This window comes from Curtobacterium sp. PhB170, from assembly GCF_003752345.1.
GTDB lineage: Bacteria > Actinomycetota > Actinomycetes > Actinomycetales > Microbacteriaceae > Curtobacterium.
This window is the reverse complement of the sequence record NZ_RJUM01000010.1, coordinates 180,796-207,401: the sequence shown is the minus strand read 5'-3', so window position 1 is coordinate 207,401 and position 26,606 is coordinate 180,796. Positions and strand designations below refer to the sequence as shown.

The window sequence follows — 26,606 nt, the reverse complement described above, 5'->3', positions numbered from 1 at the left end:
ACCTGTGGACAACTTGTATATGGTGTGTGGAGTACCACCGGAGGAGCACCATGCCGCAGTCGTCCCCGTCCATCTCCCCAGCACGTCGCGCCCTGGCGACCGTCGCCGTCGCGGCGGTCGCGCTGTCGCCCGTCCTGGCGGCCACGTCGGCCAGCGCCGCGAACGGGTCCAGTGCCGCTGCGACGCGGCAGACACCGCGGGCCGACTTCACCGCCGGTGTGCGGTCGATCGACCACGGACTGGGTGTCGTCACACTCGTCGGGACCGGGCCGGCCGGGGGCAGCGTGGGCATCACGGGCGACGGTGTCGAGACCACGTGGACCGAGGCCGGCCCTGACGGGTCGTGGAACACCCCGGTCCGGGTGCGATCGGGTGCACGCGTGCTCCACGTCACCTCGCAGGTGACCGGACGACAGGTCGACGTCCCGGTGGACGTCCTCGTGCTCACCCCGCCGGAGATGCTCGCCACCGTCGACGGCCTCGCCCGCACGATCACCCTCGACGGCTCCGGGCACCCCAGAGCGCACATCGTGATCAAGGACGGCAGGGAGACCGTCGGCGAGACCGATACAGATGCGGACGGTGCCTGGTCCGCCACCCTGCGGGACCTGGCCTTCGGCGACCACCACATCGAGGCGTGGCAGTACTTCGACGGCACGCACAACGGCGGTGTCGACGACGTGTACACGGTCTCGGGTGCGGCGATCGTGTCCACCGCGACCGCTTCGCGTGAGACGGAACGGGTGTCGATCACCGGACGGGCACCGGTCGGGACGACGCTGCGGTTCGCGGACGCCGACGGGCCGGTCCTCGACCCCGACGGCCACCCGGTGACGGCGACGACCGCGGCGGACACCTCGTGGTCCGTCGAGCTGCCCATCCCAGCCACGGCCCGCTTCTACTCCGTCACCGTGACGACCTTCGACGGCGGGACCGAGCTCGGCGCGACCGAGGCGCGGGTCACGGTCCCGCTCGCACTCACCGGAACGGTCGACGTCCTCGCCGACGGGTCCGTCCGGCTCACGGGCACCGGCGAGATCGGTGGGGTCGTCGCGCTCGAGGCCGAGGACGGCACCGCGATCGAGAGCGCCGACGGACACCCGATCGCGACGTCGATCGGACGCGGCTGGGAACTCACGGTCCCGCGCACGCTGCTGCCGGGCGACGTGGTCGTCGCGCGGCAGCGGGTGGACGGCGTCGAACAGGGTGCGCTCCGCCTGGTGCTGCCGAAGCTCCCGGTCCGCCCGACGCCGCGGCCGGAGCCCGGCCAGGGCCCCGGTCACGGCACGGGCTCCGGGCCCGAGGTGTCCACCGGTACCCACCCGACGGCGCAGCACGCGGCAGCGGGCCGGATCACCGTCGCCTCGGCGAAGCAACTGGCGTACACGGGAACCGACCCCGGCGTACCCATCCGGATCGCCGCTGCGCTCCTGGCGTCCGGCCTCGGGGCGCTCGTCGTGGCCCGCCGGTTGCGTCGTGGCGCAGCCCACCGCGACTGACTCCGCTCGAACATGGCGTCGGTGGCTATCGTGGACGGCATGACCGACGTCGCACGTGCCTCCGGCATCCACACTGACGAACTCGACCCCGCGGTGCGCCCCCAGGACGACCTGTACCGCCACGTGAACGGCACCTGGATCGCTGAGACGCCGATCCCCGACGACAAGGCCCGCTACGGCTCGTTCACGGTGCTGGCGGAGGCCGCCGAACTCGCCGTCCGCGCGATCATCGAGCGCTCGCAGCAGGCCGCACCCGGCACCGAGGAGCGCAAGGTCGGTGACCTCTTCTCCTCCTTCACCGACGAAGCACGGCTCGAAGAGCTCGCCACCGCGCCGATCGAGCCGCTCCTCGCCGAGATCACGGCCATCGAGTCCGTGCCGGAGCTCATCGCCAGCGTCGGACGCTTCGAGCGTCTGGGGCTGCCGAGCTTCCTGCAGCTCTTCGTCGACAACGACCCGGGCGACCCCGAGTCCTACGTCGTGTTCCTCGAGCAGTCCGGTCTCGGCCTGCCCGACGAGTCCTACTACCGTGAAGAGCGCTTCGCCGACATCCGGACGAAGTACCGCGAGTTCGTCGCGGCGATGTTCCCGCTCGCTGGGTTCGAGGACGGCGGCGACCGCACCGAGCACGTCATCGCGCTCGAGACGGCCCTGGCGTCGAAGCACTGGGACAACGTCACCACCCGCGACAGCCAGAAGACCTACAACAAGCTGCCCTGGGCCGAGGTCGCGGCGCTCGCCGAGGGCATCGACCTGCAGACGTGGTGGCAGGCCATCGACGCACCGGCCGGCGCGTTCGAGACCGTCGTGGTCCGCGAGCCGTCGTTCATCACCGGCCTTGCCGAACTCCTGCGCGACCAGCCGCTCGAGGTCTGGAAGGACTGGCTGCGCTGGCAGGTCATCCGTGGCTCGGCCGCGTACCTGACGAGCGCGTTCTCGGCCACGAACTTCTCGTTCTACGGCACCGCCCTCACCGGGGCGCCGAAGCAGCGCGAGCGCTGGAAGCGCGGCGTCTCCTTGGTGGAGGGCGCGATGGGCGAGGCCGTCGGCCGGATCTACGTGCAGGAGCACTTCGACGAGACCTCGAAGGCCACGATGGACGACCTCGTCGCCAACCTGGTCGAGGCGTACCGGCAGAGCATCACGGCGCTCGACTGGATGACCGACGAGACCCGTGCGCGTGCTCTCGACAAGCTCGACAAGTTCACGCCGAAGATCGGGTACCCGGTCAAGTGGCGCGACTACTCGGCGCTGCCGGTCGTGCCCGACGACCTCGTCGCGAACGTCCGCGGCGTCGCGTCGTTCCAGGTCGACCGCGAGCTCGGCAAGATCGGCAAGCCGATCGACCGCGACGAGTGGTTCATGACCCCGCAGACGATCAACGCGTACTACAACCCCGGTTTCAACGAGATCGTGTTCCCCGCGGCGATCCTGCAGTTCCCGTTCTTCGACGCCGACCGCGACGCCGCCGCCAACTACGGTGCGATCGGTGCCGTCATCGGCCACGAGATCGGGCACGGCTTCGACGACCAGGGCTCGCAGTACGACGGCGACGGCAAGCTCGAGAACTGGTGGACCGAGGCCGACCGCACGGCGTTCGAGGAGCGCACGAAGGCCCTCATCGCCCAGTACGACGCGCTCGTCCCGACCGAGGTGCCGGACGGCCACGTCAACGGTGCTCTGACGATCGGCGAGAACATCGGGGACCTCGGTGGCCTGTCGATCGCGTGGAAGGCGTACCTGCTGTCGCTCGACGGCCAGGAGCCCCCGGTCGTCGACGGCCTGACCGGTGCCGAGCGGTTCTTCCTGAGCTGGGCGCAGGCGTGGCAGATGGCGATCCGTCCGGAGGAAGCCGCGCGCCTGCTGTCGATCGACCCGCACTCGCCGAACGAGTTCCGGTGCAACCAGGTCGTCCGCAACATCGACGGCTACTACGACACGTTCGGCGTGACCGAGAAGGACGCGATGTACCTCGACCCCGCCGAGCGCGTCGCGATCTGGTGATGGTGGAGCCGGACGCGGCTCGGTCGTCACGCCGTCGGCGGCCGGAGGACCGCTCGGATGGTGGCGGCCGGGCACGCGGTCGGCACAGCGGTCGGCCGGACGACCGCTTCGGCGCCACGACCGAGGCCCTCGGCGCCCTCGCCCTCGACGGTGCCGGGGTCAGCGCCTCGGTGATCGACACCTCGACCGGCAAGGCCCTGCTGGCGATCGACGACACCGTCGTGCAGCCCGTCGCGAGCCTCGGCAGGGTGCTGCTGCTGATCGAGGTCGCGGCGCAGCTCGAGGACGGCCGCCTGCACGGCGACCGCCTCCAGCGCATGGCACGGGACACCGCGACCGGTGCCGGCCTGTGGCAGTTCCTGCAGGAACCGACGATGCAGGTGCCCGACCTGGCGACCCTGGTCGGCGCCACCGGTGACACCTGGGCGATGAACGCTCTGCTGTCGACGGTCGGCATCGACGCCGTCCGCGAGCGTGCGGAGTCGCTCGGCATCCAACGGACCGCGCTGATCGACCGGGTACGCGACCGTCGTGGTCCGGACGACGCCCCGGATGCCTCGGTGGCCCCCACCGGTGAACTCGCGTGGGTGATGCGCGGACTGGCGCTCGGTGAGGTCGTGGACGAAGCGGTCTCGAACCGGGTGCTCGGCTGGCTGTCGCTGGCGAGTGACCTCAACCTGGTGGCCGGCTCGTTCGGCCTCGATCCCCTGGCGCACCGTGCGCTCGACCACGGGTTGCAGGTCGTCGCGGTCACCGGATCGAGCACCGGCGTCCGCGCCGAGGCGGGGATCCTCCGCGGCCCGGGCTCGTCGGTCAGCTACGCCGTGACGGTGACGTTCGACGATGCCTCGTTGCAGCGGCGCCTCGCGGTGATCGAGGCGCTGCGGACCATGGGCACCGAGGTGCTCGAGGCCGTGCACGCACCCGCTCGTCGCTGACCCGGGCGGGCGCAGTCCCGCGTCGGTCCGGTGTCGTTCCGCTCAGCGGAGCAGCACGAACGAGCGCAGCGGCTGCGGCTCGACGTCGTGTACCTCGATGAACCCGAGCGACTCGTAGAACGCCCGCTGGCCCGGTTCGGCGTCGGTCAACAGGACGGTCTGCCGGATGTCCTCGTACCGACGGAGCACCGCATCGAGCAGCGCACCGCCGATGCCGAGCCGATGCGCTGACGGCACGACGAGCACGTCCTGCACGTACACGATGGTCACCCCGTCGGAGATCGTGCGGACGAGACCGAGCAGCCGACCGGCAGCGTCGCGGGCGGTCAGCACCGAGTGGGATCCGGCGATCGAAGCCGTCAGGGCCTCGGGATCATCGGTGTAGGCGGTCCACCCGACGGCGTCGTACAGCGCCACGAGCTCGGCCGTACCTGGTCGTTCGTCCCTGATCGTGAACGTCACGGTTCCATGGTGCCCGAGTCGACGCTGACCACGCCCCCGCACAACCGAAGTGATCTCGAACCGTGCAACTGCGTGGCGCGCAGTGACTTTGGTTGTGCGGCGCTCCGCAGCGGCAACCCCGCAGCTCCCGCTACGACGTCGCCTGCCCCTCCGGCACGAGCGCCTGCACGGACAGCAGCGACGCATCGGCGGACGAGCACGCCTGGTAGTCGGCGTCCTTCGCGAACAGCGACTGCTCGGATCCGGGCGGGTACACGCGGAAGCCGTCCGGGGTCTTCGGCGAGCAGTCGGCCTTCGAGTAGTTCCCGGCCTGGACGATCTTGAGCGGTGCCACGGCGGTCTGCCCGGCGGCCAGGGTCACGGTCGGGTGCGGTGAGTTCTTCTCCTGCGTCGCCGCGGCACCGATCTGACTGCCGTTGCCACCGCCGACGAACGAGACGCCCGGCCAGCCCTGCAGGGTGCAGGTGGTCGACCCGGTGTTCTGCAGAGCGAGGTGCACGATGACGCTTCCGGCCGCACCGCCGCTGCCCGGCTCGATGCTGGCGGCGAGCGAGGACGCGGCACAGCGACTGCCAGCGGCCGACCCGGACCCCGACGACCCGGATCCGGAGGACCCGGAACCGGTACCGGCCGCCGCCGACGAGCCGGACGACGGCGTTGCGGACGACGATGACGCCGACGAGGACGACGATGCGGACGGCGACGGCGCGGGTGCGGTCACCGTCTCGGTGGCGGAGGATTCCCCGCCGGAGGCACAACCCGCCAACGCCCCGACTGCGACGAGCCCGGTGACGGCGAGCAGGAACTTCGATCGACTGCTGCGTTGCATGGTGCACAGGCAACCACCACCGGGAGACCGCGGTTCGGTCGGCATCCAGGGACCGCGAGCACACTCCGGAGCAAGGAACCCGAGCAGCGGAGGTCGGACATGACGGGCAAGCACGAACAGGCACGTGGCGACGAGGGTCGCGCGGACGGGGTCGAGACCCGCGCAGGTGCCTTCACGGACAGCGACATCCCCGGCGAGGAGCGCGTCACGACGACGGAGCCCGTCGGCGAGTTCGTCGCGAGCGACATCCCGGGTGAGGCGCGCCCGGAGTCGAGCGGACCCGACGGCGAGTACGTCGAGTCGGACATCCCCGGCGAGGCCGAACCGACGCAGGACGGCGAGACCGGCCACTACGTTGACAAGGACCAGGCCTGACGACTTAGTCGATGCGCTCCGCCGCCACCAGGCGGCGGAGCGTCTCCACGCCCGCTGGCGGGCAGCGACCGGCGTCCGTCGAGGTGACCCACTCGACCTCGTCCACCTCGGCCGAGGCGACGGGCGTGGCGGAGTCCAACGGGCCTCCTGGTCGGACCAGGAACAGCGTCATCGCGACCATCGTGCCGGGCGCCTGCCCGTGGGCGGGCTCGAGGACGACACCGAACGGGTCGACGTCATCGGCGGTCACCCGCAGGCCGGTCTCCTCGTGGGCTTCGCGGATGGCGGCGTCAAGGTCGGTCTCGTGCGGCTCGGCCTTGCCGCCGGGCAGGTAGAGCACGTCGCGCGCTCGCGCACGCACCATCAGGACGCGTCGGTCCCGCACCAGCAGGAGCGCGCTGACACGCAGGGTCGCGGGAGCTGACGGGAGGCTCAGCTCGCGTCCGCCTCGTCAGCGCGCTTCGAGACGGTCGGGTCCAGTGCGGTGCGGTCGGCGAGCGGGACGACGGGCGCCGGAAGCTCTGCCTCGGGCTCGGGTCGCACGCCGAACAGGGCGTCGATGGCCCCGACGAACTCCTCACCACGACCGGCGCGGCCGAGCTCGCGCGCTCGGACCGACGGACGGTGCAGCAGCACGCCGACCAGGTGCCGGAGCGCCCGCTCGGTGTGTTCGGCGGACTCGCCGTCGGCGTCACCGCGGCGCTTGGCGCGGTCGATCTCGTCGTCGAGGATGTCGAACACGTGCTTGCGGAACGCGACGAGGGCCGTGGTGGTCGACTGCTCGAGCGCCTGCGCCCGGAAGCGGGACACGGCGTCGTCGACCATCGCACGGGCCTCGGACTCGGCGTTCAGCTCGGAGATCGGGGCGTGCAGGCTGATGGTCTCGAGGTCGAGCAGCTCGACGCCGTCCACACCGGCAGCGGCCGGGTCGACGTTGCGGGGGAGTCCGAGGTCGATGACGATGCGGCGGATGCCGTCGTCGAGGTCGGCTGGTGCGACGACCGGGAGCTCGCTCGACGTGCAGGTGATCACGACGTCGCTGGTGCCGATCGCGTGGCGCAGGTCACGGGCGGCGACGAGGTCGTGCTTCGCGGCGAACCAGGCGGCACGGCCCGAGGGCGAGAACACCTGGATGTGCGCGGCGCCGCGGTCGCGCAGGGCCGCGATGGTGGTGGCCGCGTAGCTCCCGGTGCCGATCAGCAGCACGCGGGTGTGGGCCCAGTCGGTGACGCGCGACGACGCGAGCTGCAGGCCGAGGCGCACGAGCGAACGACCGGCGGCGCCGATCCGGGTGCGGGTCTTGACGCCGCGCGAGGTGTGGGCGGCTTCCTGGAACAGCCGCTCGAGGTCCGAGGTGGTGGTGCCGTTGCTCCGGGCGTCCTCGAGCGAGCGGCGGACCTGCCCGGAGATCTCGGTCTCGCCGACGACGACGGACTCGAGCCCGCTCGACACGGCGAACAGGTGCTGCACGACGTCCTTGCCGCCGAGCACGTTGACCGAATCACGCAGTTCGGTGGCGTCCAGGTCGCTCGCAGCGGCCACGGCCTGCACGGTGGCGGCGACGGCGGAGTCGCGGTCGTCGCCGGCGAAGTCGAGGTAGGCCTCGAAACGGTTGCACGTGGCGAGGACGACGGCGCCGTCCAGGACGTCGGAGTCCGTGACGAGATGGCCTGCTGCGGCCGGGGCAGCGATGCTCAGTCGCTCCAAGAGGTCGAAGCTGGCGTTGCGATGCGACGCCGTGAGACAGATGAGCACGTCTTCCATGGTAACCCGCGTTCCATCCCGGTCCACCGCGAAGGGAGCCAGTGTGGAATGTATTGTCTGAAGTGCTACATTTGAACCCGGTCGAGATGGCATGGGGGTCATGTGGGGATCGAGTTCGACGACGATGCGGCGCGTCGCTTGGCAGTGTGCGCGACCGAGGTCGCGCAGCGTCTCGGCGGCAGTGCCTGGTCGTGGCGGAGCGCAGCGGAAGGCGCGCTCGACGACTTCCACGGTGCGTACGCGACCATGTTCCGGCAGACCCGCGCGATGGAGTCCGAGGATCGAAGCCGCCTTGCCCGGGCGCTGGAGGACCTCGCCGAGCAGCTGTGGGTCGTACAACGCCAAGCGCGTCAGGAACGCGAGCGGATCGCCGACCTCGCTGCGTGGCGGACGCGGGAAACCGATCGTGATGCCGCTCGGGTCGCCGGCGTCGGCCCGTGGGCACCGGTGCTCGACATCGCCGGCGACGTGTTCGACCCGAAGCCGTCCGAGGCCCCGGGGTGCCCGACACCCGTCTCGGCGGCGTTCCGCGCGCGGCACCGGCACCGGCAGCGCACTGGCGGAACGGACTCGGGCGGGCGGAGCGGGGCGGATCCTGTAGGGCTGCGAGGGTTCGCAGCGGCGACGAGGGGACTGAACCGCACGGCGGAGCAGGACATGGTCCGGCTGCGGAACGCGTGGTCGGGGTTCACGAGTCGGTGCGGATGGGTGCCCGTCGACGCCGAGACGCTGCCACACGGTTTCGAGCGGTACGTCATCGAGAACGCCGAGGACGCGTCGTGGGCGGAGCGGATCGCAGCGGCGTTCGCGGCGGCGGGTGGTGCGGGCACGCTCGCGAACGTCGTGCTCGACGCGGCGGGTACGTCCGCACTGCCGGCGGGGTTGCGGGAGCTGCTGGACCCGACGCTCACACCGGCGGAAGTCGCCGCCGCGTGGGCCGCGTTGGGCTTCACCGCGGCGGATGTCCGCGCGCTGCCCCTGGCGACGAAGATCGAGTTCGCGAACCTCGACGGGCTGCCGGCCGTCACGCGGGACATCGCGTCGCGTGCGGTGCTGGCTGTGGCGCTGCGGGATCCCGGGCGGGTCTACCGCCTGCTCGGACTGGCGGCCACCCCCACCGCGATCGACCTGGACGAGTTCACGGAGCAGGTGCGCGCGCTCCGCGACGGCCTGCGGGATGCCGACGACTTCGCTGCAGCGCTCCGTTCGCCGACTGCTGCAGTGGCGCAACTCGTGGGCTTCGGGGCGTCGAACGGGGCCCTCGTGGCGGCGATCTCGCTGGGTGACCTCGACAGGGCGTCGAACGTGTCGGTGAACGTCTCCGGCGCGGGCACGACGCTCGGTAGTGCCAGCGAGAAGGTCACCGCCGCGAACTTCCTGCTCGACACTGCAAGGAGGAAAGCAGTCGACGCGGATTCATTCGCGATCGTGTCGTGGTTCGGCTACCGCACCCCGGGCTTCCCCGAGGTGCCGCAGCAGCACCGCGCCAGTGACGGCGGCGTCAACCTCGCCGGGTTCCTCGACGGCATCCACGACAGCCGCGGCGGCGCTCCCCGGTCCCTGACGGTCCTCGGGCACTCGTACGGTTCCACGACCGCCGCCGAGGCGCTCGTCCAGACGCGGTACCGCGTCGACACGCTCGTCACGTACGGATCCGCCGGTGTCGCCAGCGACACGGCACCTCCTCGGCTCAACGTCGACCGGGTCTACGCCACCACGGGATCGAACGACCACATCGCGGGCATCGGCCTGATCGGCGGTCGCAAAGACCCCGGCACCGTCGCGGGCGTCACGACCTTCAGCGCCGACGACTCTGCGGGTACCAAGGGCGTCACCGGGCACGACATGTTCCCGGACGACCCGGACAAGGTCGGCTACCTCACGCCGGGTTCAACCTCGCAGCGAGCGATCGCGTCGGTCATCGCCACCGGGGCACCAAGATGAACACCATGCACCGCACACTCCGCATCGTCGTCACCGCGCTCGTCGTGGTGGTCGTGCTGTCGGGGTGTGGGGTGGGAGGGACGAAGATGCAGAAGGACGCAGCGGGCATGACCCGGGCTGACGTGGCGCGGTTGTCGTTGCACGAGGAGTACGACCGGTACCGGGATCGGTACGGCCACATGCAGCGGATCCTCGAGGACGCGCAGGTGCAGGTGTACGACGGTGCATGGGAGTGGAACAGTGGCGACCGCGTTCCGGGTGGCGGTGAGGGTGTCGTGCCGTTGCGCGGATCGGATGTCGAGAACAGCTACTTCCTGCACACCGCCCGGTTGTGGTCGCCGAGTGGTGCGTCGGGTGCGCCAGCAGACTTGGAGCCGATGGTCGAGTACTTCACCGCGCAGGGCTGGCAGGTGTACGACCGCACGCTGGGCGATGACCACGACGTTCGGGGTGTGACGGGGGATGGGTGGCAGGTGTTCTACACGGTGCAGTCCAACGGCCGGTACTCGCTCGACGTGTACAGCGAACCGTTCTGGACCAACGACGCTCGCTCACTGCGAGGAGCCGTCGCTGGGCGGAGTGAGCGGAACTACCCGGAGGAGTCGCTGCCCGGGGTGTACCCGCCGTTCCCCGAGTGGGACGCGCCGATCGTCAGCCCGCCGAAGATCTGACCCGGCAGCCGGTGGGAGAATCGTCCGGTGACCGACGCACCGACCACCGCCCTCCCCGCCTCGCACCCGCTCGTCTCCGGGCGTACGTCGGGTTCGCCGCTCGTCCGGGCCCTGCGGGGTGACCGTCCGGAGACGCTGCCGGTGTGGTTCATGCGGCAGGCCGGTCGGTCGTTGCCCGAGTACCGCGAGCTCCGGGTGGGCACTGCCATGCTCGACGCGTGCCTCGACCCCGAGATGGCGTCGGAGATCACGCTGCAGCCCGTCCGCCGGCACGGGGTGGACGCCGGCATCTTCTTCAGCGACATCGTCGTGCCGATCAAGCTCGCGGGCGTGGACGTCGAGATCGTCCCCGGTCGCGGCCCCGTGCTCGGCTCACCGATCCGCACCGCGGCGGACGTCGACGCCCTCGAACCGCTGGACCCGGCGGCCCTCGAGCCGATCCGCCAGGCGGTCGCCCGCACGGTCGAGCAGCTCGGCGACACCCCGCTGATCGGATTCGCAGGCGCACCCTTCACGCTCGCCGCGTACCTGGTCGAGGGCGGCCCCTCGAAGGACCACATCCGCGCCCGCACCCTCATGCACGCCGAGCCGGAGACGTGGTCGCGGCTGCTGGCCTGGGCGGCCGAGGTGTCGGGGGTGTTCCTGCGGGCCCAGGTGCTCGCCGGGGCCTCGGCCGCACAGCTCTTCGACTCGTGGGTCGGATCCCTGTCGCGCGCCGACTACGTCCGGTACGTCGCACCGCACTCGGCGCAGTCGCTGTCCCACGTGGCCGACCTGGGCGTACCGCGCATCCACTTCGGCGTCGGCAGCGGCGAGGTCCTCGCCGACATGACCACGCTCGGCACCGACACCATCGGCGTCGACGCGGTCGGGGTCGACTGGCGGCTCCCGCTCGACGATGCCGTCCGCCGCGTCGGCACCGGCGTCAGCGTGCAGGGCAACATCGACCCGGCGATGCTCGCGGCCCCGTGGGAGGTCCTCGAAGCGCACGTGCGCGAGGTCGTCCGCCGCGGTGGCGCCGCCCGCGCCCACGTCGTGAACCTCGGCCACGGTGTGCCGCCGGAGACCGACCCGACGGTGCTGACGCGCGTCGTCGAGCTGGTCCACTCGCTCGGCGACGGGTCTGCCGCGTGACCGACGTCGTCGTGGTCGGCGGCGGCATCGCCGGACTCGTCACCGCCCGTGACCTGGCGAAGGGTGGTGCGAACGTCGTCCTGGTCGAGTCGTCCGGGGTGCTCGGCGGCATGATCCGCCGGCACACGGTCGGCGGCATCGACCTCGACATGGCGGCGGACTCGTTCGCGACCCGCACCGACGCCGTCGGCCGACTGGCGATCGAACTCGGGCTCGGCAACGACGTCGTCGCCCCGGACCCGCGCGGTGCCTGGTTGATGACCCGCGACGGTCGGACGTCCCCGATCCCCGCGACCGGGCTCCTCGGCATCCCGAGCACCCCGATGGCCGCCGACGTGCTCGCCGTCGTCGGGCAGAAGGGCGGGCTCCGCGCACAGATGGACTCGCTGCTGCCCGGACCGGTCGGCGCCAAGGCGGAGTCCCTGGGCGAACTCGTCCGGCGGCGCATGGGGGAGCGGGTCCTCGACGACCTGGTCGTCCCGATCGCCGGCGGCGTGCACTCCACCCACCCCGACCAGCTCGACCCGGAGCGAGTGGCTCCCGGCCTCCGCGCGGCACTGCTCCGCGAGGGCTCGCTGGCCCGCGCGGTCCTGGCACTCCGGGCCCGCGCGGCCGCCGGTACCCCGGTGCAGGGGATCCGCGGCGGGATCGTCCGGCTCGTGGACGAACTCGTCGCCGACATGGAGACCTACCGCGTCGACGTCCGGCTGCACACCCGGGCGACCCGGATCGAGGCGCACGCGGTCGAGGTCGTCTCCGTCGACGGCACGGTCGAACGCCTGCCCGCCCAGCACACCCTGTCGTCGGTGCCCGACCCCGAGCGCACCGCGGCACCGGACCGGACCGGGATCGAGCTCGTCACGCTCGTCGTCGACCAGCCCGAGCTCGACGCAGCCCCCCGCGGAACCGGGATGCTCGTGCACCCGGACGCGCAGGCCGTGTCGGCGAAGGCCTTGACGCACGCGACGGTGAAGTGGCCGTGGCTCGCCGAGGCGGCTGCCGGCCGCCACGTGCTGCGCCTGAGCTACGCGACGCCGGCCGACGCGACCAGCGCGCACGGCGCGAGCGGTCCCGACGACGCGGCCACGAGCCTCCCGGTCGACCCGGACGGACCCGTCGGCACCCGGGCGCTGCACGACGCGGCCACGCTGCTCGGCGTCCCCCTGACGGCGGCGCACGTCGTGGGTGCTGCGCGCGTCCGCTGGCACGGTCCGGACCTGACCGCTGCCGGTCTCGGAGCGGGGGTCGTCGGTGTCGGCGAGGTCGCGACCGGACGGGGCCTGGCCGGGATCATCGCGGCCGCCCGCACCGCCGCTGGACAGATCCTGGATTCCTGAGCGGACCCCAGACCGCCCGGGGGCTACTGTTGGTGAGACCGTCGGACGTATTCCGTTCGGCGCATGACCACCGCACACTGAACCAACGGAGGAATCGCACATGCGCGGAAAGCTCCTGTTCGTCGCCGGCGCCGCACTCGGGTACGTCCTGGGATCGCGAGCCGGACGGGCGCGGTACGAGCAGATCAAGACCGTCAGCGGCAAGGTCTGGAACAGCAACGGCGTCCAGAAGGGCGTGCACGTCGCTGAGGACTTCATCGCCGACAAGACCCCGGACGTCGCCGAGTTCATCGGTGAGACGACCAAGAAGGCCGTCCGCAAGGTCGGCCAGAAGAAGGACACCACCACCTCATGACCGACACCCGCGACCGCAAGTCGCGTTCGCTGTTCGGTCTGGTGGGCGACGTCCCGAAGCTCGTCAAGGGCCTGGTCAAGGGTGAGATCGACCTGCTCAAGGCCGAGATGCTCACGAAGGCCAAGATCTTCGGGCTCGCCGCGGGGCTGCTGGTCGGTGCACTCGTCATCGTGCTCTACGCGATCGGCGTGCTCCTGACCGCCGCCGTGATGGGCCTGGCGACCGTGATGCCGGCCTGGCTCGCAGCGCTCGTGATCGCCGTGGTGATGCTGATCGTCGCCGCCATCCTCGGGTGGATCGGCTGGAAGCGCCTGAAGAAGGGCCTGCCGATCACGCCGAAGCGCACGATCGACAGCGTCAAGAACGACATCAACGCGGTGAAGGGGATGGGCAAGAAGCCCACTCCGCCGAGCCAGTACGGCAGCCGCAAGCCGGACGTCGGCGGCCGGTTCTGAGCCCCGACAGCCGCACCACCGACGGAGGAACCGTGACCGATCCGCACGACGATCTCGCAGACCGCGTCGCCGCGACCCGCGCCCAGCTGTTCGACACCCTCGACGCGATCGAGGACAAGCTCAACGTGCCGAAGCAGATCGGCATCGCGGCGTCGAAGGTCAAGCGCGGCATCGACGAGAAGCCGGTCCCGTACCTGGCCGGCCTCGCAGCCGGAGTAGCGGTGGTCGGGGGTATCGTCGTGATGGTGCTCCGACGGCGGTAGACCGCCCGAGCGCGGTCCACCGGGTGCGGGGCGGCCACAACCCTGGCAACCGATAGGACAAGGACCCATGAGTTCCGACGCGCCCGCTCCTGCATCCGCGCACACCTCTCCGCACGAGACCGACCCTGCGATCGGGATCGATCCCAACCTCATGACGGCGTACGCCCTCTGGGCCGTGTTCCGCAGGCCGCTCGGCCCGGTCCACCGCGTCGGTGACGACGCCGTGGCCGAGCTCGACGCCGTGGTCGCGTCCGCCGCCGAGCGCGGGGTGACCGTCCGTGGCTTCTACGACGTCTCCGGCTTCCGTGCCGACGCCGACGTCATGATCTGGCTGCACGGCGACGACGCGCAGGTCATCCAGGCCGTGCTGCGCGAGATCCGCCGCACCGGGCTGTTCCAGGACACCGAGCCGGTGTGGCACGTGATGGCGATGCACCGCGAAGCCGAGTTCAACAAGCGGCACACCCCGGCGTTCCTGCGCGGCAAGGACCCCGAGGCGTGGATCACGGTGTACCCCTTCGTCCGCTCCTTCGAGTGGTACCTGCTGCCCGAGGACGAGCGCTCGAAGATGCTGCGCGACCACGGGATCGCCGGCGCCAAGTACCGCCGCGTCCTGACGAACACCATCGCGACCTTCGCCCTGAGCGACTACGAGTGGATCCTGCCGCTCGAGAGCCCCGAGCTCGTCGACCTCGTCGACCTCATGCGCGACCTGCGTGCCACCGAGGCCCGTCTGCACGTGCGCGAAGAGGTCCCCTTCTTCACGGGTCGTCGCGTGACGACCGCCGAACTCCCGGAGGTGCTGTCATGACCGACACCAGCCTGATCACGAACGGTCAGCCCGTCCTCGCCGCCACCCCCGCGGCCGCTTCCGGCCCGGAGCACGTCGAGGTCCCGACCGCCTACGACGCGATCCTGCTCGCCGGCTTCGGTGGCCCCGAGGGCCAGGACGACGTCATCCCCTTCCTGCGCAACGTCACCCGCGGCCGCGGCATCCCCGATGAGCGGCTCGAAGAGGTCGCGCACCACTACCGGCACTTCGGCGGTGTGAGCCCGATCAACGCGCAGAACCGCGCGTTGAAGGCGGCGCTCGAGGCCGAGCTGGCCTCGCGTGGCATCGACATGCCGGTGCTCTGGGGCAACCGCAACTGGGAGCCCTACCTCGAGCAGGCCTTCACCGAGGCCGCCGACAAGGGCTACAACAAGCTCATCGCGATCGCCACGAGCGCCTACTCGTCGTTCTCGAGCTGCCGCCAGTACCGCGAGGACTATGCGCGCGTGCTCGACGAGACCGGTCTGCTCGGCACCATCGAGATCGACAAGATCCGGCAGTTCTTCGACCACCCCGGCTTCGTCCGCCCGTTCGTCGACGGCGTCCGTGACGGCATGGCGAAGGCCATCGCCGAGAACGCTCGGCTCGAGGTCGCGACCGAGCTGCACGTGCTGTTCTCGACGCACTCGATCCCGTCGACCGACGCTGCGAAGTCCGGCCCGGACTACCGCGGCTTCGACGAGCACGGCGCCTACGAGGCCCAGCACCTCGCCGTCGCGCAGGTCGTCCTCGACCAGGCGTGGGCGGAGCTGCTCGAGCAGCCCGAGCACGCACACCTGCAGGGCACGTCCAAGCCCGCCTGGAAGCTCGTGTACCAGTCGCGCTCCGGCCCCCCGACGCAGCCGTGGCTCGAGCCCGACATCAACGACTACATGAACGAGGAGCTCAAGGGCGGCTCGACCCGCGCCGTGCTCATCGTCCCGCTCGGCTTCGTGAGCGACCACATGGAGGTCATGTGGGACCTCGACGAGGAAGCCACCGAGACCGCGCAGGAGCTCGGCTTCTGGTCGGTCCGCACGCAGACCCCCGGTGTCGACCCGGCCTACGTCTCCGGTCTCGTCGACCTGGTGCTCGAGCGCGTCAACGGCACCCCCACCAGCGAGCGTCCGCACCTGACCGACATCGGTCCCTGGTACGACGTGTGCCGCCCGGGCTGCTGCGAGAACGTCCGCGCCGGCTTCAAGCCCGCCGCCGCCGGCGTCGCCCCGTGACCGACGCACCGACCCCGATCCGGCTGGGCACCCGCGCCAGCCGGCTCGCGGTCGCGCAGTCGCAGGACGTCGCCGACCGCCTGGCAGCGGCGTCCGGTCGTCCGGTCGAGCTCGTCACGGTCACGAGCGAGGGCGACACGAACCGCGCCTCGCTCGCGTCACTGGGGGGCACCGGTGTGTTCGCCAGCGCCCTGCGCGAAGCCCTGGTCGCCGGCGAGGTCGACGTCCTGGTGCACTCGCTGAAGGACCTGCCGACCGCGCCGTACCCGGGCCTGACGATCGCTGCCGTGCCGAAGCGTGCCGATGCCCGCGACGTCCTCGTGGCGCGGAACGGCGCGACCGTCGAGAGCCTGCCCGAGGGCGCGAAGGTCGGCACGGGCTCACCGCGTCGCGTCGCGCAGCTCAAGGCGAAGCGCCCCGACCTCGACGTCATCGACATCCGCGGCAACATCGACACCCGCCTGGGCCGGGTGGACGACGACCTCGACGCCGTCGTGCTCGCCGCCGCCGGGCTCACCCGCATCGACCGGCTGTCGGCCGCCACCGAACTGCTCGACCTCGGCTTCTGGCCGAGTGCTCCGGGGCAGGGCGCGCTGGCGATCGAGACCCGTGCTGCTGAGACCGACACGAACCTGCTCGCCGCACTGCGCAAGATCGAGCACGCCCCGACCCGCCTGACGGTGTCGGCCGAGCGCGAGGTCCTGGCGAAGCTCGAGGCCGGCTGCTCCGCCCCGATCGGTGCGACCGCGGTCGTGGACGCCGAGCTCCTGCTCGTCTCCGCTACGGTCTACAGCCCCGACGGCGCCGAGTACCGCACGGCGTCGCACGCGGCCGTGCTCGAGGGATCCGCGCAGGACCGTCTTGCCGAAGCACTCGAGGTCGGTGGCCGCGTGGCCGCCGAGCTGCTCGAGAACGGTGCCGGTGACCTGGCGGACCTCGCCGACTCGGTGAAGTAGAGCCCGTCACGGACACGCCCGCTCCCGTCGTCGTCATCCCCCGGGGTGGCGCGTGGGGCGAGCGCGTCGCGACGGCGGCTCGGCAGCGCGGGCTCGACCCGCGGGTCGTCCCGATCATCACCACCGAGCCGCCGCTCGACTGCGGCCCGCTCGACCGTGCCGTCGCCCGCATGGCCGGGTACGCGTGGGTGGTGGTGACCAGTGCGACGGCCGTGACGGTGCTCGCAGAACGCGTGGCGGGCCTCCCGTCCGGTGTCCGCGTTGCGGTGGTCGGTGAGCCGACAGCCCGTGCCGCGCGTGCTGCGGGCTGGGTCGTCGACCTCGTGCCGGAGCAGGCCTCGGCCGCTGCCCTCGTCGACGCGCTGCCGGACACCGACGGCACCGTGCTCTTCCCGCGCTCCGAGATCGCCGCGCCGACCCTCGTCGACGGGCTGCGGGCCCGCGGCATCGACGTGGACGACGTGGTCGCGTACCGTACCGTGGGGACCGGCGACGAGCCGATCACCCTCGACGCGGTGCCCGACGCGGTGCTCGTGACGAGCGGCAGCGTCGCCCGCGAGATCGCCCGCCGGATGACCCCGCTCGACCCCCGCACCCTCGTGGCCTGCATCGGCCCCGGAACCGCCGCCGACGCGCGCGCAGCCGGACTGCCGGTCCACGTGATCGGACCCACCCGGTCCGCAGAAGCCCTGCTCGACGCCGTCGTCGAGGCCCTGAACCCCACCGCCCCCGAACAGGAAGGCCACCCGTGACCGGCCGTTTCCCCCAGGTCCGCCCCCGTCGACTCCGCGCCACCCCCGCGATGCGACGGCTCGTCGCCGAGACCCGGCTGCACCCAGCCGAGCTCGTGCTGCCGATGTTCATCCGCGAGGGCGCCACCGACGCCGTCGACATCTCGAGCATGCCGGGCGTGCAGCAGCACTCGCTCGACTCGTTCCGTCGCGCCCTGGTGACGGCCGCGGAGGTCGGGATCGGCGGCGTGAACCTGTTCGGCGTCCCGACCACGAAGGACGCCACCGGATCCGGGGCGACCGACCCCGACGGCATCCTCAACGTGGCCATCCGCGTGGCGAAGGAAGAGGTCGGTGACGAGCTGGTCGTGCAGTCCGACCTGTGCCTCGACGAGTTCACCGACCACGGCCACTGCGGCGTCCTGGCGGCGGACGGCTCCGTCGACAACGACGCCACCCTGCTGCGGTACCGCGACATGGCGGTCGCTCAGGCAGAGGCCGGCGCCGAACTGGTGTGCCTGAGCGGGATGATGGACGGCCAGATCGCCGCCGCGCGTGACGCGCTCGACGTCGCCGGTCACACCGGCACCGCGCTGCTGGCCTACGCGGCCAAGTACGCGTCCGCCTTCTACGGCCCCTTCCGCGAGGCCGTTTCGTCGTCGCTCGTCGGCGACCGGCGGACCTACCAGATCGACGCCGCCAACGGTCGACAGGGGCTGCGCGAGGTCGCGCTCGACGTCGACGAGGGTGCCGACGTCGTCATGGTGAAGCCGGCGATGAGCTACCTCGACGTGCTCGCCGAGACCGCTGCGACGTCGCCCGTGCCGGTCTGGGCCTACCAGATCTCCGGCGAGTACGCGATGATCACGGCAGCCGCACAGAACGGCTGGATCGACCGCGACGCCGCCGCGATGGAGTCGCTCATCGGCATCAAGCGTGCCGGCGCCGACGCGATCCTGACCTACTTCGCCGTCGACATCGCACGGAAGCTCAACCAGGAGGCCGGTCTCCGCACCTCCGGCACCACCGCCGCAGTCGCCGGCATCGCCTCGACCGGGAAGGCCCCCGAATGACCACGAACGACCAGCTGTTCGGCCGCGCCAAGAACGCGATCCCCGGCGGCGTGAACTCGCCCGTCCGTGCCTACGGATCGGTGGGCGGCACCCCGCGCTTCCTGGTGTCGGCGAAGGGCGCGTACGTCACCGACGCCGAGGGGCGCGAGTACGTCGACCTCGTGGCGTCGTGGGGTCCCGCGATCCTCGGACACGCGCACCCCGGCACCGTCGAGGCCGTGCAGCAGGCCGCCGCGCGGGGACTGTCCTTCGGCGCCTCGACCCCGGGCGAGACCGAGCTCGCCGAGCTCGTGAAGCAGCGGGTGTCGGTCGACGGCGACGGCCCCATCGAGAAGCTCCGCATGGTGTCGACGGGCACCGAGGCCACGATGACGGCGATCCGGTTGGCCCGCGGCTACACCGGCCGCGACCTGCTCGTGAAGTTCGCCGGGCACTACCACGGGCACTCCGACTCCCTGCTCGCCGAGGCCGGATCGGGTGTCGCCACCCTGGCCCTGCCGGGCAGCGCGGGCATCACCGAGGAGACCGCGGCGCAGACCCTGGTGCTGCCGTACAACGACCTCGACGCCGTCCGCCGAGCGTTCGACGAGCACTCCGAGCGCATCGCCGGCGTCATCGTCGAGGCCGCCGCGGCGAACATGGGCGTGCTCGCTCCCGAGCGCGGGTTCAACCGCGCGCTCGCGCAGATCGTGCAGGCGCACGGGGCGCTGCTCATCGTCGACGAGGTCCTGACCGGGTTCCGCGTCGGGTCGGCCGGCTGGTGGGGCCTCGAGGCGTCGAAGGTCGTCCCCGACGGCGCCGGGTGGAAGCCCGACCTGATCACGTTCGGCAAGGTCATCGGTGGCGGCATGCCCCTCGCCGCGCTCGGCGGCCGACGCGAGGTCATGGACTTCCTCGCCCCGCTCGGCCCCGTGTACCAAGCGGGCACCCTGTCCGGCAACCCGCTCGCGGTCGCCGCCGGCATCGCCACGCTCCGGGCCGCGACGCCGTCGGTGTACGAGTCGCTGAACCGCACGGCCTCGGTCATCTCCGCGGCCACGTCGGACGCACTGTCGGCCGAGGGCGTCGCCCACACCGTGCAGCGCGCCGGCAACCTGTTCTCGTTCGCCTTCACGGACACCGCCCCGCGGAACTACGACGACGTGCGGGCGCAGGACGTGTTCCGGTACGCCCCGTTCTTCCACGCGATGCTCGACGCCGGCGTGACCCTGCCGCCGAGCGTGTTCGAGGCATGGTTCGTCACGGCCGCCCACGATGAGCGGGCCGTCGGGCGGATCCTCGACGCGCTGCCCGCAGCAGCGAAGGCAGCGGCCGCCGCGGCGGCGTAGGGGTCGGGTGCTCCGTGCTGGAGCCGCGGCTGGTTGACTGGCCACATGCAACTCGCCGAGGCCCTCATCGAGCGCGCCGACCTGCAGAAGCGCATCGAACAACTGCGCGGCCGCATCGCCGCGAACGCCCGCTACCAAGAGGGTGAGGAGCCCGACGAGGACGCCCGCGAGCTCCTCGCCGAGGCCGAGCGGTCGATCGACGCGCTCGAGGTCCTGCTCGCCCGCATCAACGCGACGAACGCCAGCACCACCGTGGCGTCCGGGCAGACCGTCACCGCGCTGCTCGCCCGACGCGATGCCCTGCGGCTGCGGCACGCGCTCGTCACCGGAGCGGCGGACGCCACGGCCGGCACGAACGGCGGGTACCGACAGCTCCGCAGCGAACTCCGCACGTTCGCCGCGTTGCCGACCGCCGAGCTCCGGTCGCGTGCCGACGCCCTGGCGAAGGAGATCCGCGAACTCGACGCGGTCGTCCAGCGCACCAACTGGGAGGTCACCCTGGTCGACTGAGCAGCGGGGCGGTGCGTCGGTAGACGGACCGGGGCGGGTACGGACCCGACGACCGGCGGGCAACCCGGTCACCTGTCGGCGCAGTGGGCAGCGCCATGGCGAGAGCCGTGCACATCGCAGCCCAGTACGGCGCACCAGGTACGGTGCACACCGCACCACGCACAACCGCGTACCGACCGGACCGACGAGGGCGGGACAGGGGACAGCGCCGCCCCACCCTCGACGGGTCAGGAGCAGTCGGCCTTGGTGAAGGTCGTGTCGAGCGTCTTCGAGGTGCCGTCGAACGCGTAGGTGTAGCGCATGTCGACGCCCTCATCGAGCAGGTCCTTCGTGTCGCTGTTCGAGCAGAGCGTCGGGCCGACCGAATCGCGGATGGCGCTCTCGGTGATCGAGGCCGGGTCGACGCTGGACGACACCGTGTAGTCGTAGTGGATCGCGTTGCCCTCGGCCTCGACGCCCGTCCACGACGTCACCGAGTCGACCTGCTTCGGCAGGTCGCTCTGCTCGCGGATCTGCACGACGGCCTTCGAGACCTTCTCCTCCGTCGAGTCGCTGAACGCGGCGGTGAGCGCCTGGCGGACCAGGAACGCGACGACCACGGCGACGACGACGCCGAGCAGCGAGATCAGGACGCGCTTGCCACGGGACTGCTTGGGCGGCGGGGCGTACGGGGCTCCGGCGGGAGCGGGCTGCGCGTACGGCTGCTGGCCGGGCTGCTGCTGCGCCCAGGGCTGCTGGCCGGGCTGCTGCTGGCCGGGCTGCTGCGGGCCGGGCTGCTGCGGGCCGGCGTTCGGCTGCGGCTCGGACCCCGGGTAGGGCGGCGGTGTGGTCGTCATGGTGTTCCCCCTCGTTGCAGTGCGCGGCCTGACACCGTCGTCCGGCGCCGGGTCCCTCCCCGACACGGGCCGCAGTCACCTGAGCGACCATCCAAGCACAGGCCGGGGCGCCGCAACGCGCCTGTCCGACCCCCGCGCCGTCTCAGGCGGAACGGCGTGCAGCCCAGCGGCCCTCGGAGCGCAGGATCGCGAGCGGGAAGTCGAACGCGTGCGACACCGCCGACGACGTGATGACCTCGTCCGCCGTGCCCTGTGCCACCACGGCACCGTCACGGAGCAGCATCGCGTGCGAGGTCGACACCGGCAGGTCCTCGAGGTGGTGCGTGACCATGACGCTGCCGAGCTCGGGGTGTCGGTGCCGCAGCGTGTCGACGGTCTCGAGCAGGTGCTCGCGCGCGGCGACGTCGAGTCCGGTCGCCGGTTCGTCGAGCAGCAGCAACTGCGGCTCGGACATCAGCGCCCGTGCGATGAGGGTCCGTCCGCGTTCGCCCTGGGACAGCACGGGCCAGCGTGCGTCGCGTCGTGCGGCGAGCCCGACGTCGGCGATGTGCTGCTCGGCGAGTGCGACCTGCGCGGCCGTGGGCTCCCACCGCATCATGAGGTCGGTGGTGCCGGTCAGGCCGGTCAGCACCGTCTCGAGCACGGTGAGCGGGGAGAGCATCCGGTGCCGCGGGTCGACGTGGCCGATGTGCTCACGGAGTTCGCGGACGTCGACGCGTCCGAGGCGCCGGCCGAGCACCTCGACCGAGCCCGCGGTCGGGTGGCCCGTCGCGCCGAGGACCGCGAGCAGCGTCGACTTGCCGGCGCCGTTCGGTCCGAGGAGCGCCCAGTGCTCACCGCGGCGGACGGTCAGGTCGACGTCGTGCAGCAGGTCGCGGCCGGAGCGCGTCACACGGACGCCCTCGGCACGGAGCAGGACGCCGTCTGCGCGGAACTGGACGCCCGCGGCGCGGGACTGGTCGGTGTCGGTCACGACTCCATCGTGGCCGACGTCAGCGCCGTTCGGTGCCGTCCGCCAGGGCGCCGCCCTCGGCGACGAACGCGCGGGCCTGCACGGTGTGCTCCTCGACGGTGCTGCTGAGCGAACGGATCACCGCGGCCGCTGCTTCGCCGTCGCGCTTCGAGATCGCCGCACGGAGCGGGTCGACGAAGTGCTTGACGTCCCAGAACATGCCGCTCTGGTGGGTCAGGGCGAGGAAGTTCGCGCGGGGCAGCAGCGAGGTCGACAGCTGGACCAGCAGGTCGTTGTCCGCCGCACCGATCAACTGGGTGACGACCGCGCCGACCTGTGTCGAGACGTCGCCGGCCCGCTCCTGCTCGGCGGCTGTGCGCAGGGCTTCCAGCGTGTCGACGAGGCGCGTGGCCGCAGCGTCGTCGAGCTTCGGGACGGCCCAGCGGGCCGCGAGCTCCGTGACACCGGCGAGCACCTGGATGGTGTCGTCGAACTGCTTGGCGGTGGGCGACGCGACCCGGGTGTACCGGTTCGCCTCCATCTCGACCAAGCCGTAGTCGACGAGCTTGGCGATCGCCTCACGGATGGGCGTGCGACTGACCCCGAGCCACTGGACCAGCTCGTCGTCGTTGAGCCGTTCGCCGGCCTGCAGCGTACCGTCCTGGATCGCGGCCAACATCTTCTCGAGGACCACGTCGCGGAGCAGCTTGCGCGGCGAGTTCTCGACGGTCGACTTGGGTACCGGCATGACGGACTCCTCGTGTCACGGACGTTTGGTATCCAAACCCTAACGTGTCAATATGCAATCGCTTGCGGAATAACAGCATCCCAGAACATCAGCCACGCACGTCGACCACAGTGCGTCCGTGCACCCGACCGGCGACCACCTCGACGCCGATCTCGATCGCCTGCTCCGGGGTGACGGTCCGGGTGACACCCGCCAGCAGCGCCGGGTCGAGATCGGTCGCCAACCGCTCCCACGCCCGGTGCCGGAGTTCGGACGGGGCGTCCACCGAGTTGATGCCGAGCAGCGACACCGCACGCAGGATGAACGGCAGCACCGTCGTGGGCAGCGCGGAGTCCTGCGCGAGCCCGCACGCCGTGACGGCTCCACCCCACCGGGTGCCGGCCAGCACGTTCGCCAGGGTGGCCCCGCCGACGCTGTCCACGGCGCCGGCCCACGCGGCACGCTGCATCGGCTTGCCGGGCTCGGACAGGGCACCCCGGTCCACGACCTCGGTCGCGCCGAGGCGTCGGAGCGAGGCCTCGTTGGTGCTCCGTCCGGTCGACGCGGTCACCTCGTAGCCGCGCGCGTCGAGCAGGGCGATCGCCACCGTCCCCACCCCGCCGGACGCACCCGTGACGAGCACCCGCCCGGCACCCGGTTCGACGAACCGTTCGAGCGCGAGGACGCTGAGCATCGCCGTGAACCCCGCCGTGCCGATCGCCGCCGCGAACGAGTCCTCGATCGCCGCGGGCAGGACCACGAGGGAACCGGACGGCACCACGGCGTGCTGGGCCCAGCCACCGTGCCGGGTCTCGCCGAGTCCGGCACCGTTCAGCACGATTCGGTCGCCGATCGCCACGTCGTGCACGCCCGGTCCGAGCGCCGACACGGTGCCGACGACGTCGATGCCGGGCACGAGCGGGTCGACCCGCGCGACGCCGGGGTTCCTGGCGAGGGCGAGGCCGTCCTTGTAGTTGACGCTCGAGTACGTGACGTCGACGAGGGCTTCGCCCTCGGTCGGATCAGGCAGGTCGACGTCGGCGACGGTGGGCGGGGCTGAACTGGACACGACTACGGCGCGGGTCATGCGCCGGACGCTACCCCGGGCCTCCCGGCCAGCGGTCCGTTCTTTCCCAGAACGCGCGCGATCCCTGGCGGAATCGGGCGTACCGGGTCGGAAAAAACGACCAGGTACGCCCGAAACGGTCAGGTACGCCCTCGGCCAGCGCTCCGGCGAGCGCTCACCGGCCAGCGCTCATCCGAACATGATGGCGGCTTCGTCGAACCGCGCCTGCGGCACGGTCTTCAGCTCGCCGAGCGCCTCGTCGAACGAGACGTGCACGATGTCGGTGCCCTTCAGGGCGACCATCCGGCCCCATCGTTCCTCGACCACCGAGTCGATGGCCGCCAGGCCGAGCCGCGTCGACAGCACCCGGTCGTACGCGGTCGGCGTGCCACCGCGTTGGATGTGCCCGAGGGTCGTGGCGCGCGTCTCGATGCCCGTCATCTCCTCGATGAGGGGCGCGAGCCGCTCACCGATGCCACCGAGCCGCGGACGCCCGAAGGCGTCGAGCCCGCGCTCGGTGTGCGCGTTGTCCTCGTGGTCGGGGACGAAGCCCTCGGCCACCACGACGAGCGGTGCACGACCTCGGTCGTAGGCGGCACGCACCCACTTCGCGATCTGTTCCATGCTCGTCTTCTGCTCCGGGATCAGGATCGCGTGCGCACCCGCGGCCATGCCGGAGTGCAGGGCGATCCAGCCCACGTGCCGCCCCATGACCTCGGCGACCATGCAGCGGGAGTGCGACTCGCCGGTGGTGCGGAGGCGGTCCATCGCCTCGGTCGCGATCGCGACGGCGGTGTCGAAACCGAACGTGTAGTCGGTGGCGCCCAGGTCGTTGTCGACCGTCTTCGGGACGCCGACGATCTTCAGCCCGGCGTCGGTCAGGCGCTTCGCCGCGGCGAGCGTGCCTTCGCCACCGATCGCGACGATGGCGTCGATGCCGTGGCGGTCCAGGGTCTTCGAGATGTTCTCCACGCCGCCGTTGGGGCCCTCGAAGGGGTTCGTGCGGCTGGTGCCGAGGATCGTGCCGCCCTGCTTGGCGATGCCCTGGATGTCCTTGCGGCCGAGCGGGACGATGTCGCCGTCGACGACGCCGCGCCAGCCGTCCCGGAACCCGACGAACTCGTGGCCGTGGATGGCGATGCCCTTGAGGACGATCGCGCGGATGACCGCGTTCAGGCCGGGGCAGTCGCCTCCGGAGGTGAGGATGCCGATGCGCATGGGAACTCCGTCGTCGGGTGGTGCGGGTGGGGGTCGTGGGGGACTGCGACCATCATGACTGACGGTGGTTGCGCATTACCATCCCGGTGTGACCCTGCTCGACTCCGCCTCGTCGTCCGCCGGTGCGTCCGGCGACGCGTCTGCCGGTGCGTCCGTCGATGCGTCTGGTGCTCCCATTGCGTCCGGCGATGCGTCTCGCGTCGACACCGTGTACCGACCGGGAGGCCCGGTGAACCTCGCGTCGACCCTGCGGCCCCTGCAGCGCGGCACCGGCGACCCCGCCTACAAGGTGGTCGGGTCGGTCGTGTGGCTCGCCCTGCGGACACCCACCGGCCCCGCTGCCGTCGCGATCCGGCCGGCCGGCGACACCATCGCGGTCTCGGCGTGGGGTGACGGTGCTTCGTGGGCGGTCGAGCACGCGCCGGAGATGCTCGGTCGCGGCGACGACTGGGACGGGTTCGACGTCTCCGGCCACGCGTTCCTGGCGACGGCCCGACACCGGCAGCCCGGACTCCGGCTGCTCCGGACGAACACCGTCGTCGCGATGCTCGTGCCGGCGATCATGGAGCAGAAGGTGACCTCGCGGCAGGCATGGGGTGCGTGGCGGTACCTGCTCCGTCGGTACGGCACGCCCGCGCCGGGCCCCGCGCCGGACGGTCTCATCGTGCCGCCGACGGCCGACGAGTGGGCGCGGATCCCGAGCTGGGAGTGGCACCGAGCCGGCATCGAGCCCGGACGGTCGGCGACGGTGATGCGCGCGGTGCGTGTGGCTCCGGCGCTCGAACGGACGCTGACGCTCGGTCGCGGCGGTTCGGTCGTGTCGGCGCGGCTCCAGTCGATCCCCGGCATCGGGAAGTGGACGGCTGCCGAGACCGCGCAGCGCTCCCACGGCGACCCCGATTCGCCGAGCGTCGGGGACTTCCACGTCCCCGCGCTGGTCGGGTGGGCGCTGACCGGGGGACCGGTCGACGACGACGGGATGCTCGAGCTGCTCGAACCGTGGCGGGGGCACCGGGAGCGGGTCGTGCGGCTGATCGGCGGCTCGGGGTTCCGGAAACCGTCGTTCGGGCCGCGGCTCACGATCCAGGACCACCGCGGGCACTGAGCGGTCGCGCGCGGCCCGCTGCGGTCCGCAC

The 26,606-nt window shown here is 71.7% G+C and carries 29 protein-coding genes; 20 read left to right on the top strand and 9 right to left on the bottom strand.

The window, feature by feature from the left end; all coding sequences use genetic code 11:
- Positions 1-50 precede the first annotated feature (50 nt).
- The 3 genes from EDF40_RS08815 to EDF40_RS08805 are packed head-to-tail and all read left to right on the top strand — an operon-like array spanning position 51 to position 4,441.
- The gene (locus EDF40_RS08815) at positions 51-1,499 is read left to right on the top strand and encodes a hypothetical protein (RefSeq protein ID WP_123339240.1); all 1,449 of its coding nucleotides are present in this window, start codon (positions 51-53) and stop codon (positions 1,497-1,499) included.
- Positions 1,500-1,538: 39 nt separating this feature from the next.
- Positions 1,539-3,503 (top strand): M13 family metallopeptidase, encoded by a 1,965-nt coding sequence (locus EDF40_RS08810; protein WP_123339530.1) that lies wholly within the window; start codon positions 1,539-1,541, stop codon positions 3,501-3,503.
- A complete protein-coding gene (locus tag EDF40_RS08805) occupies positions 3,503-4,441 on the top strand; it encodes a serine hydrolase (RefSeq protein WP_123339239.1) in 939 nt (312 codons plus the stop codon). Before EDF40_RS08810 ends, EDF40_RS08805 begins: the two co-directional genes overlap by 1 nt.
- Positions 4,442-4,483: 42 nt before the next feature.
- Here the strand turns inward: EDF40_RS08805 and EDF40_RS08800 are convergent, their stop codons facing one another.
- Entirely contained in the window at positions 4,484-4,903 is a 420-nt protein-coding gene (locus tag EDF40_RS08800) for a GNAT family N-acetyltransferase (protein WP_260212633.1), read from the bottom strand.
- Positions 4,904-5,033: 130 nt separating this feature from the next.
- Positions 5,034-5,441: a DUF4232 domain-containing protein gene (locus tag EDF40_RS19480; RefSeq protein ID WP_260212659.1), complete on the bottom strand. Its 408-nt coding sequence runs from the start codon at positions 5,439-5,441 to the stop codon at positions 5,034-5,036.
- Here EDF40_RS19480 and EDF40_RS19475 point away from each other — a divergent pair.
- Positions 5,404-5,835: a hypothetical protein gene (locus tag EDF40_RS19475; protein ID WP_260212663.1), complete on the top strand. Its 432-nt coding sequence runs from the start codon at positions 5,404-5,406 to the stop codon at positions 5,833-5,835. The genes EDF40_RS19480 and EDF40_RS19475 overlap by 38 nt on opposite strands.
- Positions 5,832-6,107: a hypothetical protein gene (locus tag EDF40_RS08790; protein WP_123294504.1), complete on the top strand. Its 276-nt coding sequence runs from the start codon at positions 5,832-5,834 to the stop codon at positions 6,105-6,107. The genes EDF40_RS19475 and EDF40_RS08790 overlap by 4 nt, the downstream gene beginning before the upstream one ends.
- 4 nt (positions 6,108-6,111) lie before the next feature.
- Here the strand turns inward: EDF40_RS08790 and EDF40_RS08785 are convergent, their stop codons facing one another.
- Both EDF40_RS08785 and EDF40_RS08780 read right to left on the bottom strand, forming a co-directional pair.
- Positions 6,112-6,516, bottom strand: a complete 405-nt coding sequence (locus EDF40_RS08785) for an NUDIX domain-containing protein (protein ID WP_260212658.1) — start codon at positions 6,514-6,516, stop codon at positions 6,112-6,114.
- Positions 6,517-6,539: 23 nt separating this feature from the next.
- Positions 6,540-7,862 (bottom strand): glutamyl-tRNA reductase, encoded by a 1,323-nt coding sequence (locus EDF40_RS08780; RefSeq protein WP_123339529.1) that lies wholly within the window; start codon positions 7,860-7,862, stop codon positions 6,540-6,542.
- Positions 7,863-7,973: 111 nt separating this feature from the next.
- Between EDF40_RS08780 and EDF40_RS08775 the strand changes: the two genes are divergently transcribed.
- The 14 genes from EDF40_RS08775 (at position 7,974) to EDF40_RS08710 (ending at position 20,671) form a co-directional block, all read left to right on the top strand.
- Entirely contained in the window at positions 7,974-9,815 is a 1,842-nt protein-coding gene (locus tag EDF40_RS08775; protein WP_123339235.1) for an alpha/beta hydrolase, read from the top strand.
- Positions 9,816-9,820: 5 nt separating this feature from the next.
- Positions 9,821-10,486, top strand: a complete 666-nt coding sequence (locus tag EDF40_RS08770; protein WP_148053808.1) for a hypothetical protein — start codon at positions 9,821-9,823, stop codon at positions 10,484-10,486.
- Positions 10,487-10,513: 27 nt separating this feature from the next.
- Positions 10,514-11,620, top strand: coding sequence for a uroporphyrinogen decarboxylase (gene hemE / locus EDF40_RS08765; protein ID WP_123339233.1), 1,107 nt, complete (start codon positions 10,514-10,516; stop codon positions 11,618-11,620).
- Positions 11,617-12,957: an NAD(P)/FAD-dependent oxidoreductase gene (locus EDF40_RS08760; protein ID WP_123339232.1), complete on the top strand. Its 1,341-nt coding sequence runs from the start codon at positions 11,617-11,619 to the stop codon at positions 12,955-12,957. Before hemE ends, EDF40_RS08760 begins: the two co-directional genes overlap by 4 nt.
- A gap of 100 nt (positions 12,958-13,057) precedes the next feature.
- Positions 13,058-13,312 carry a hypothetical protein gene (locus tag EDF40_RS08755; protein WP_017887727.1) on the top strand — a complete coding sequence of 85 codons (255 nt, stop codon included), beginning with the start codon at positions 13,058-13,060 and terminating at the stop codon, positions 13,310-13,312.
- A complete protein-coding gene (locus EDF40_RS08750) occupies positions 13,309-13,767 on the top strand; it encodes a phage holin family protein (protein WP_123339231.1) in 459 nt (152 codons plus the stop codon). Before EDF40_RS08755 ends, EDF40_RS08750 begins: the two co-directional genes overlap by 4 nt.
- Positions 13,768-13,799: 32 nt before the next feature.
- On the top strand, positions 13,800-14,030 hold the full coding sequence (locus tag EDF40_RS08745; protein ID WP_111083767.1) for a DUF3618 domain-containing protein: 231 nt from the start codon (positions 13,800-13,802) through the stop codon (positions 14,028-14,030).
- A gap of 67 nt (positions 14,031-14,097) precedes the next feature.
- Entirely contained in the window at positions 14,098-14,841 is a 744-nt protein-coding gene (gene hemQ / locus EDF40_RS08740; protein WP_123339230.1) for a hydrogen peroxide-dependent heme synthase, read from the top strand.
- Positions 14,838-16,073 carry a ferrochelatase gene (locus tag EDF40_RS08735; protein WP_123339229.1) on the top strand — a complete coding sequence of 412 codons (1,236 nt, stop codon included), beginning with the start codon at positions 14,838-14,840 and terminating at the stop codon, positions 16,071-16,073. The genes hemQ and EDF40_RS08735 overlap by 4 nt, the downstream gene beginning before the upstream one ends.
- Positions 16,070-17,029 (top strand): hydroxymethylbilane synthase, encoded by a 960-nt coding sequence (gene hemC / locus EDF40_RS08730; protein ID WP_123339228.1) that lies wholly within the window; start codon positions 16,070-16,072, stop codon positions 17,027-17,029. The genes EDF40_RS08735 and hemC overlap by 4 nt, the downstream gene beginning before the upstream one ends.
- A 35-nt stretch (positions 17,030-17,064) precedes the next feature.
- Positions 17,065-17,781 (top strand): uroporphyrinogen-III synthase, encoded by a 717-nt coding sequence (locus tag EDF40_RS08725; protein WP_123339227.1) that lies wholly within the window; start codon positions 17,065-17,067, stop codon positions 17,779-17,781.
- A complete protein-coding gene (gene hemB, locus EDF40_RS08720) occupies positions 17,778-18,833 on the top strand; it encodes a porphobilinogen synthase (protein WP_260212631.1) in 1,056 nt (351 codons plus the stop codon). The genes EDF40_RS08725 and hemB overlap by 4 nt, the downstream gene beginning before the upstream one ends.
- Complete coding sequence (gene hemL, locus EDF40_RS08715; RefSeq protein WP_123339225.1) at positions 18,830-20,161, top strand: glutamate-1-semialdehyde 2,1-aminomutase; 1,332 nt, start codon at positions 18,830-18,832, stop codon at positions 20,159-20,161. Before hemB ends, hemL begins: the two co-directional genes overlap by 4 nt.
- Before the next feature lie 45 nt (positions 20,162-20,206).
- The gene (locus EDF40_RS08710) at positions 20,207-20,671 is read left to right on the top strand and encodes a DIP1984 family protein (RefSeq protein ID WP_123339224.1); all 465 of its coding nucleotides are present in this window, start codon (positions 20,207-20,209) and stop codon (positions 20,669-20,671) included.
- 227 nt (positions 20,672-20,898) lie between these two features.
- Here the strand turns inward: EDF40_RS08710 and EDF40_RS08705 are convergent, their stop codons facing one another.
- From EDF40_RS08705 to EDF40_RS08685, 5 genes are all read right to left on the bottom strand, one after another.
- Positions 20,899-21,507 (bottom strand): hypothetical protein, encoded by a 609-nt coding sequence (locus tag EDF40_RS08705; protein ID WP_123339223.1) that lies wholly within the window; start codon positions 21,505-21,507, stop codon positions 20,899-20,901.
- Between the two features lie 142 nt (positions 21,508-21,649).
- Entirely contained in the window at positions 21,650-22,480 is an 831-nt protein-coding gene (locus tag EDF40_RS08700) for an ABC transporter ATP-binding protein (RefSeq protein ID WP_260212630.1), read from the bottom strand.
- A gap of 19 nt (positions 22,481-22,499) precedes the next feature.
- Positions 22,500-23,207 carry a GntR family transcriptional regulator gene (locus EDF40_RS08695; protein WP_123294516.1) on the bottom strand — a complete coding sequence of 236 codons (708 nt, stop codon included), beginning with the start codon at positions 23,205-23,207 and terminating at the stop codon, positions 22,500-22,502.
- Positions 23,208-23,295: 88 nt separating this feature from the next.
- Complete coding sequence (locus EDF40_RS08690) at positions 23,296-24,273, bottom strand: acryloyl-CoA reductase (RefSeq protein ID WP_123339222.1); 978 nt, start codon at positions 24,271-24,273, stop codon at positions 23,296-23,298.
- Positions 24,274-24,441: 168 nt separating this feature from the next.
- Positions 24,442-25,470, bottom strand: a complete 1,029-nt coding sequence (locus tag EDF40_RS08685; RefSeq protein ID WP_111083779.1) for a 6-phosphofructokinase — start codon at positions 25,468-25,470, stop codon at positions 24,442-24,444.
- Between the two features lie 175 nt (positions 25,471-25,645).
- On the opposite strand from EDF40_RS08685, the gene EDF40_RS08680 reads away from it, so the two are divergent.
- Positions 25,646-26,575 (top strand): DNA-3-methyladenine glycosylase 2 family protein, encoded by a 930-nt coding sequence (locus EDF40_RS08680; protein ID WP_123339527.1) that lies wholly within the window; start codon positions 25,646-25,648, stop codon positions 26,573-26,575.
- The last annotated feature ends 31 nt before the right edge of the window (positions 26,576-26,606 follow it).

What these genes read in the sequence shown, in the direction of transcription:
- EDF40_RS08815 (WP_123339240.1), top strand. Translation starts at nt 51, where the DNA reads ATGCCGCAGTCGTCCCCGTCCATCTCCCCAGCACGTCGCGCCCTGGCG.
- EDF40_RS08810 (WP_123339530.1), top strand. Translation starts at nt 1,539, where the DNA reads ATGACCGACGTCGCACGTGCCTCCGGCATCCACACTGACGAACTCGAC.
- EDF40_RS08805 (WP_123339239.1), top strand. Translation starts at nt 3,503, where the DNA reads ATGGTGGAGCCGGACGCGGCTCGGTCGTCACGCCGTCGGCGGCCGGAG.
- EDF40_RS19475 (WP_260212663.1), top strand. Translation starts at nt 5,404, where the DNA reads ATGACGCTTCCGGCCGCACCGCCGCTGCCCGGCTCGATGCTGGCGGCG.
- EDF40_RS08790 (WP_123294504.1), top strand. Translation starts at nt 5,832, where the DNA reads ATGACGGGCAAGCACGAACAGGCACGTGGCGACGAGGGTCGCGCGGAC.
- EDF40_RS08770 (WP_148053808.1), top strand. Translation starts at nt 9,821, where the DNA reads ATGCACCGCACACTCCGCATCGTCGTCACCGCGCTCGTCGTGGTGGTC.
- EDF40_RS08755 (WP_017887727.1), top strand. Translation starts at nt 13,058, where the DNA reads ATGCGCGGAAAGCTCCTGTTCGTCGCCGGCGCCGCACTCGGGTACGTC.
- EDF40_RS08750 (WP_123339231.1), top strand. Translation starts at nt 13,309, where the DNA reads ATGACCGACACCCGCGACCGCAAGTCGCGTTCGCTGTTCGGTCTGGTG.
- hemQ (WP_123339230.1), top strand. Translation starts at nt 14,098, where the DNA reads ATGAGTTCCGACGCGCCCGCTCCTGCATCCGCGCACACCTCTCCGCAC.
- EDF40_RS08735 (WP_123339229.1), top strand. Translation starts at nt 14,838, where the DNA reads ATGACCGACACCAGCCTGATCACGAACGGTCAGCCCGTCCTCGCCGCC.
- hemL (WP_123339225.1), top strand. Translation starts at nt 18,830, where the DNA reads ATGACCACGAACGACCAGCTGTTCGGCCGCGCCAAGAACGCGATCCCC.
- EDF40_RS08710 (WP_123339224.1), top strand. Translation starts at nt 20,207, where the DNA reads ATGCAACTCGCCGAGGCCCTCATCGAGCGCGCCGACCTGCAGAAGCGC.
- EDF40_RS08705 (WP_123339223.1), bottom strand. Translation starts at nt 21,507, where the DNA reads ATGACGACCACACCGCCGCCCTACCCGGGGTCCGAGCCGCAGCCGAAC.
- EDF40_RS08695 (WP_123294516.1), bottom strand. Translation starts at nt 23,207, where the DNA reads ATGCCGGTACCCAAGTCGACCGTCGAGAACTCGCCGCGCAAGCTGCTC.
- EDF40_RS08690 (WP_123339222.1), bottom strand. Translation starts at nt 24,273, where the DNA reads ATGACCCGCGCCGTAGTCGTGTCCAGTTCAGCCCCGCCCACCGTCGCC.
- EDF40_RS08685 (WP_111083779.1), bottom strand. Translation starts at nt 25,470, where the DNA reads ATGCGCATCGGCATCCTCACCTCCGGAGGCGACTGCCCCGGCCTGAAC.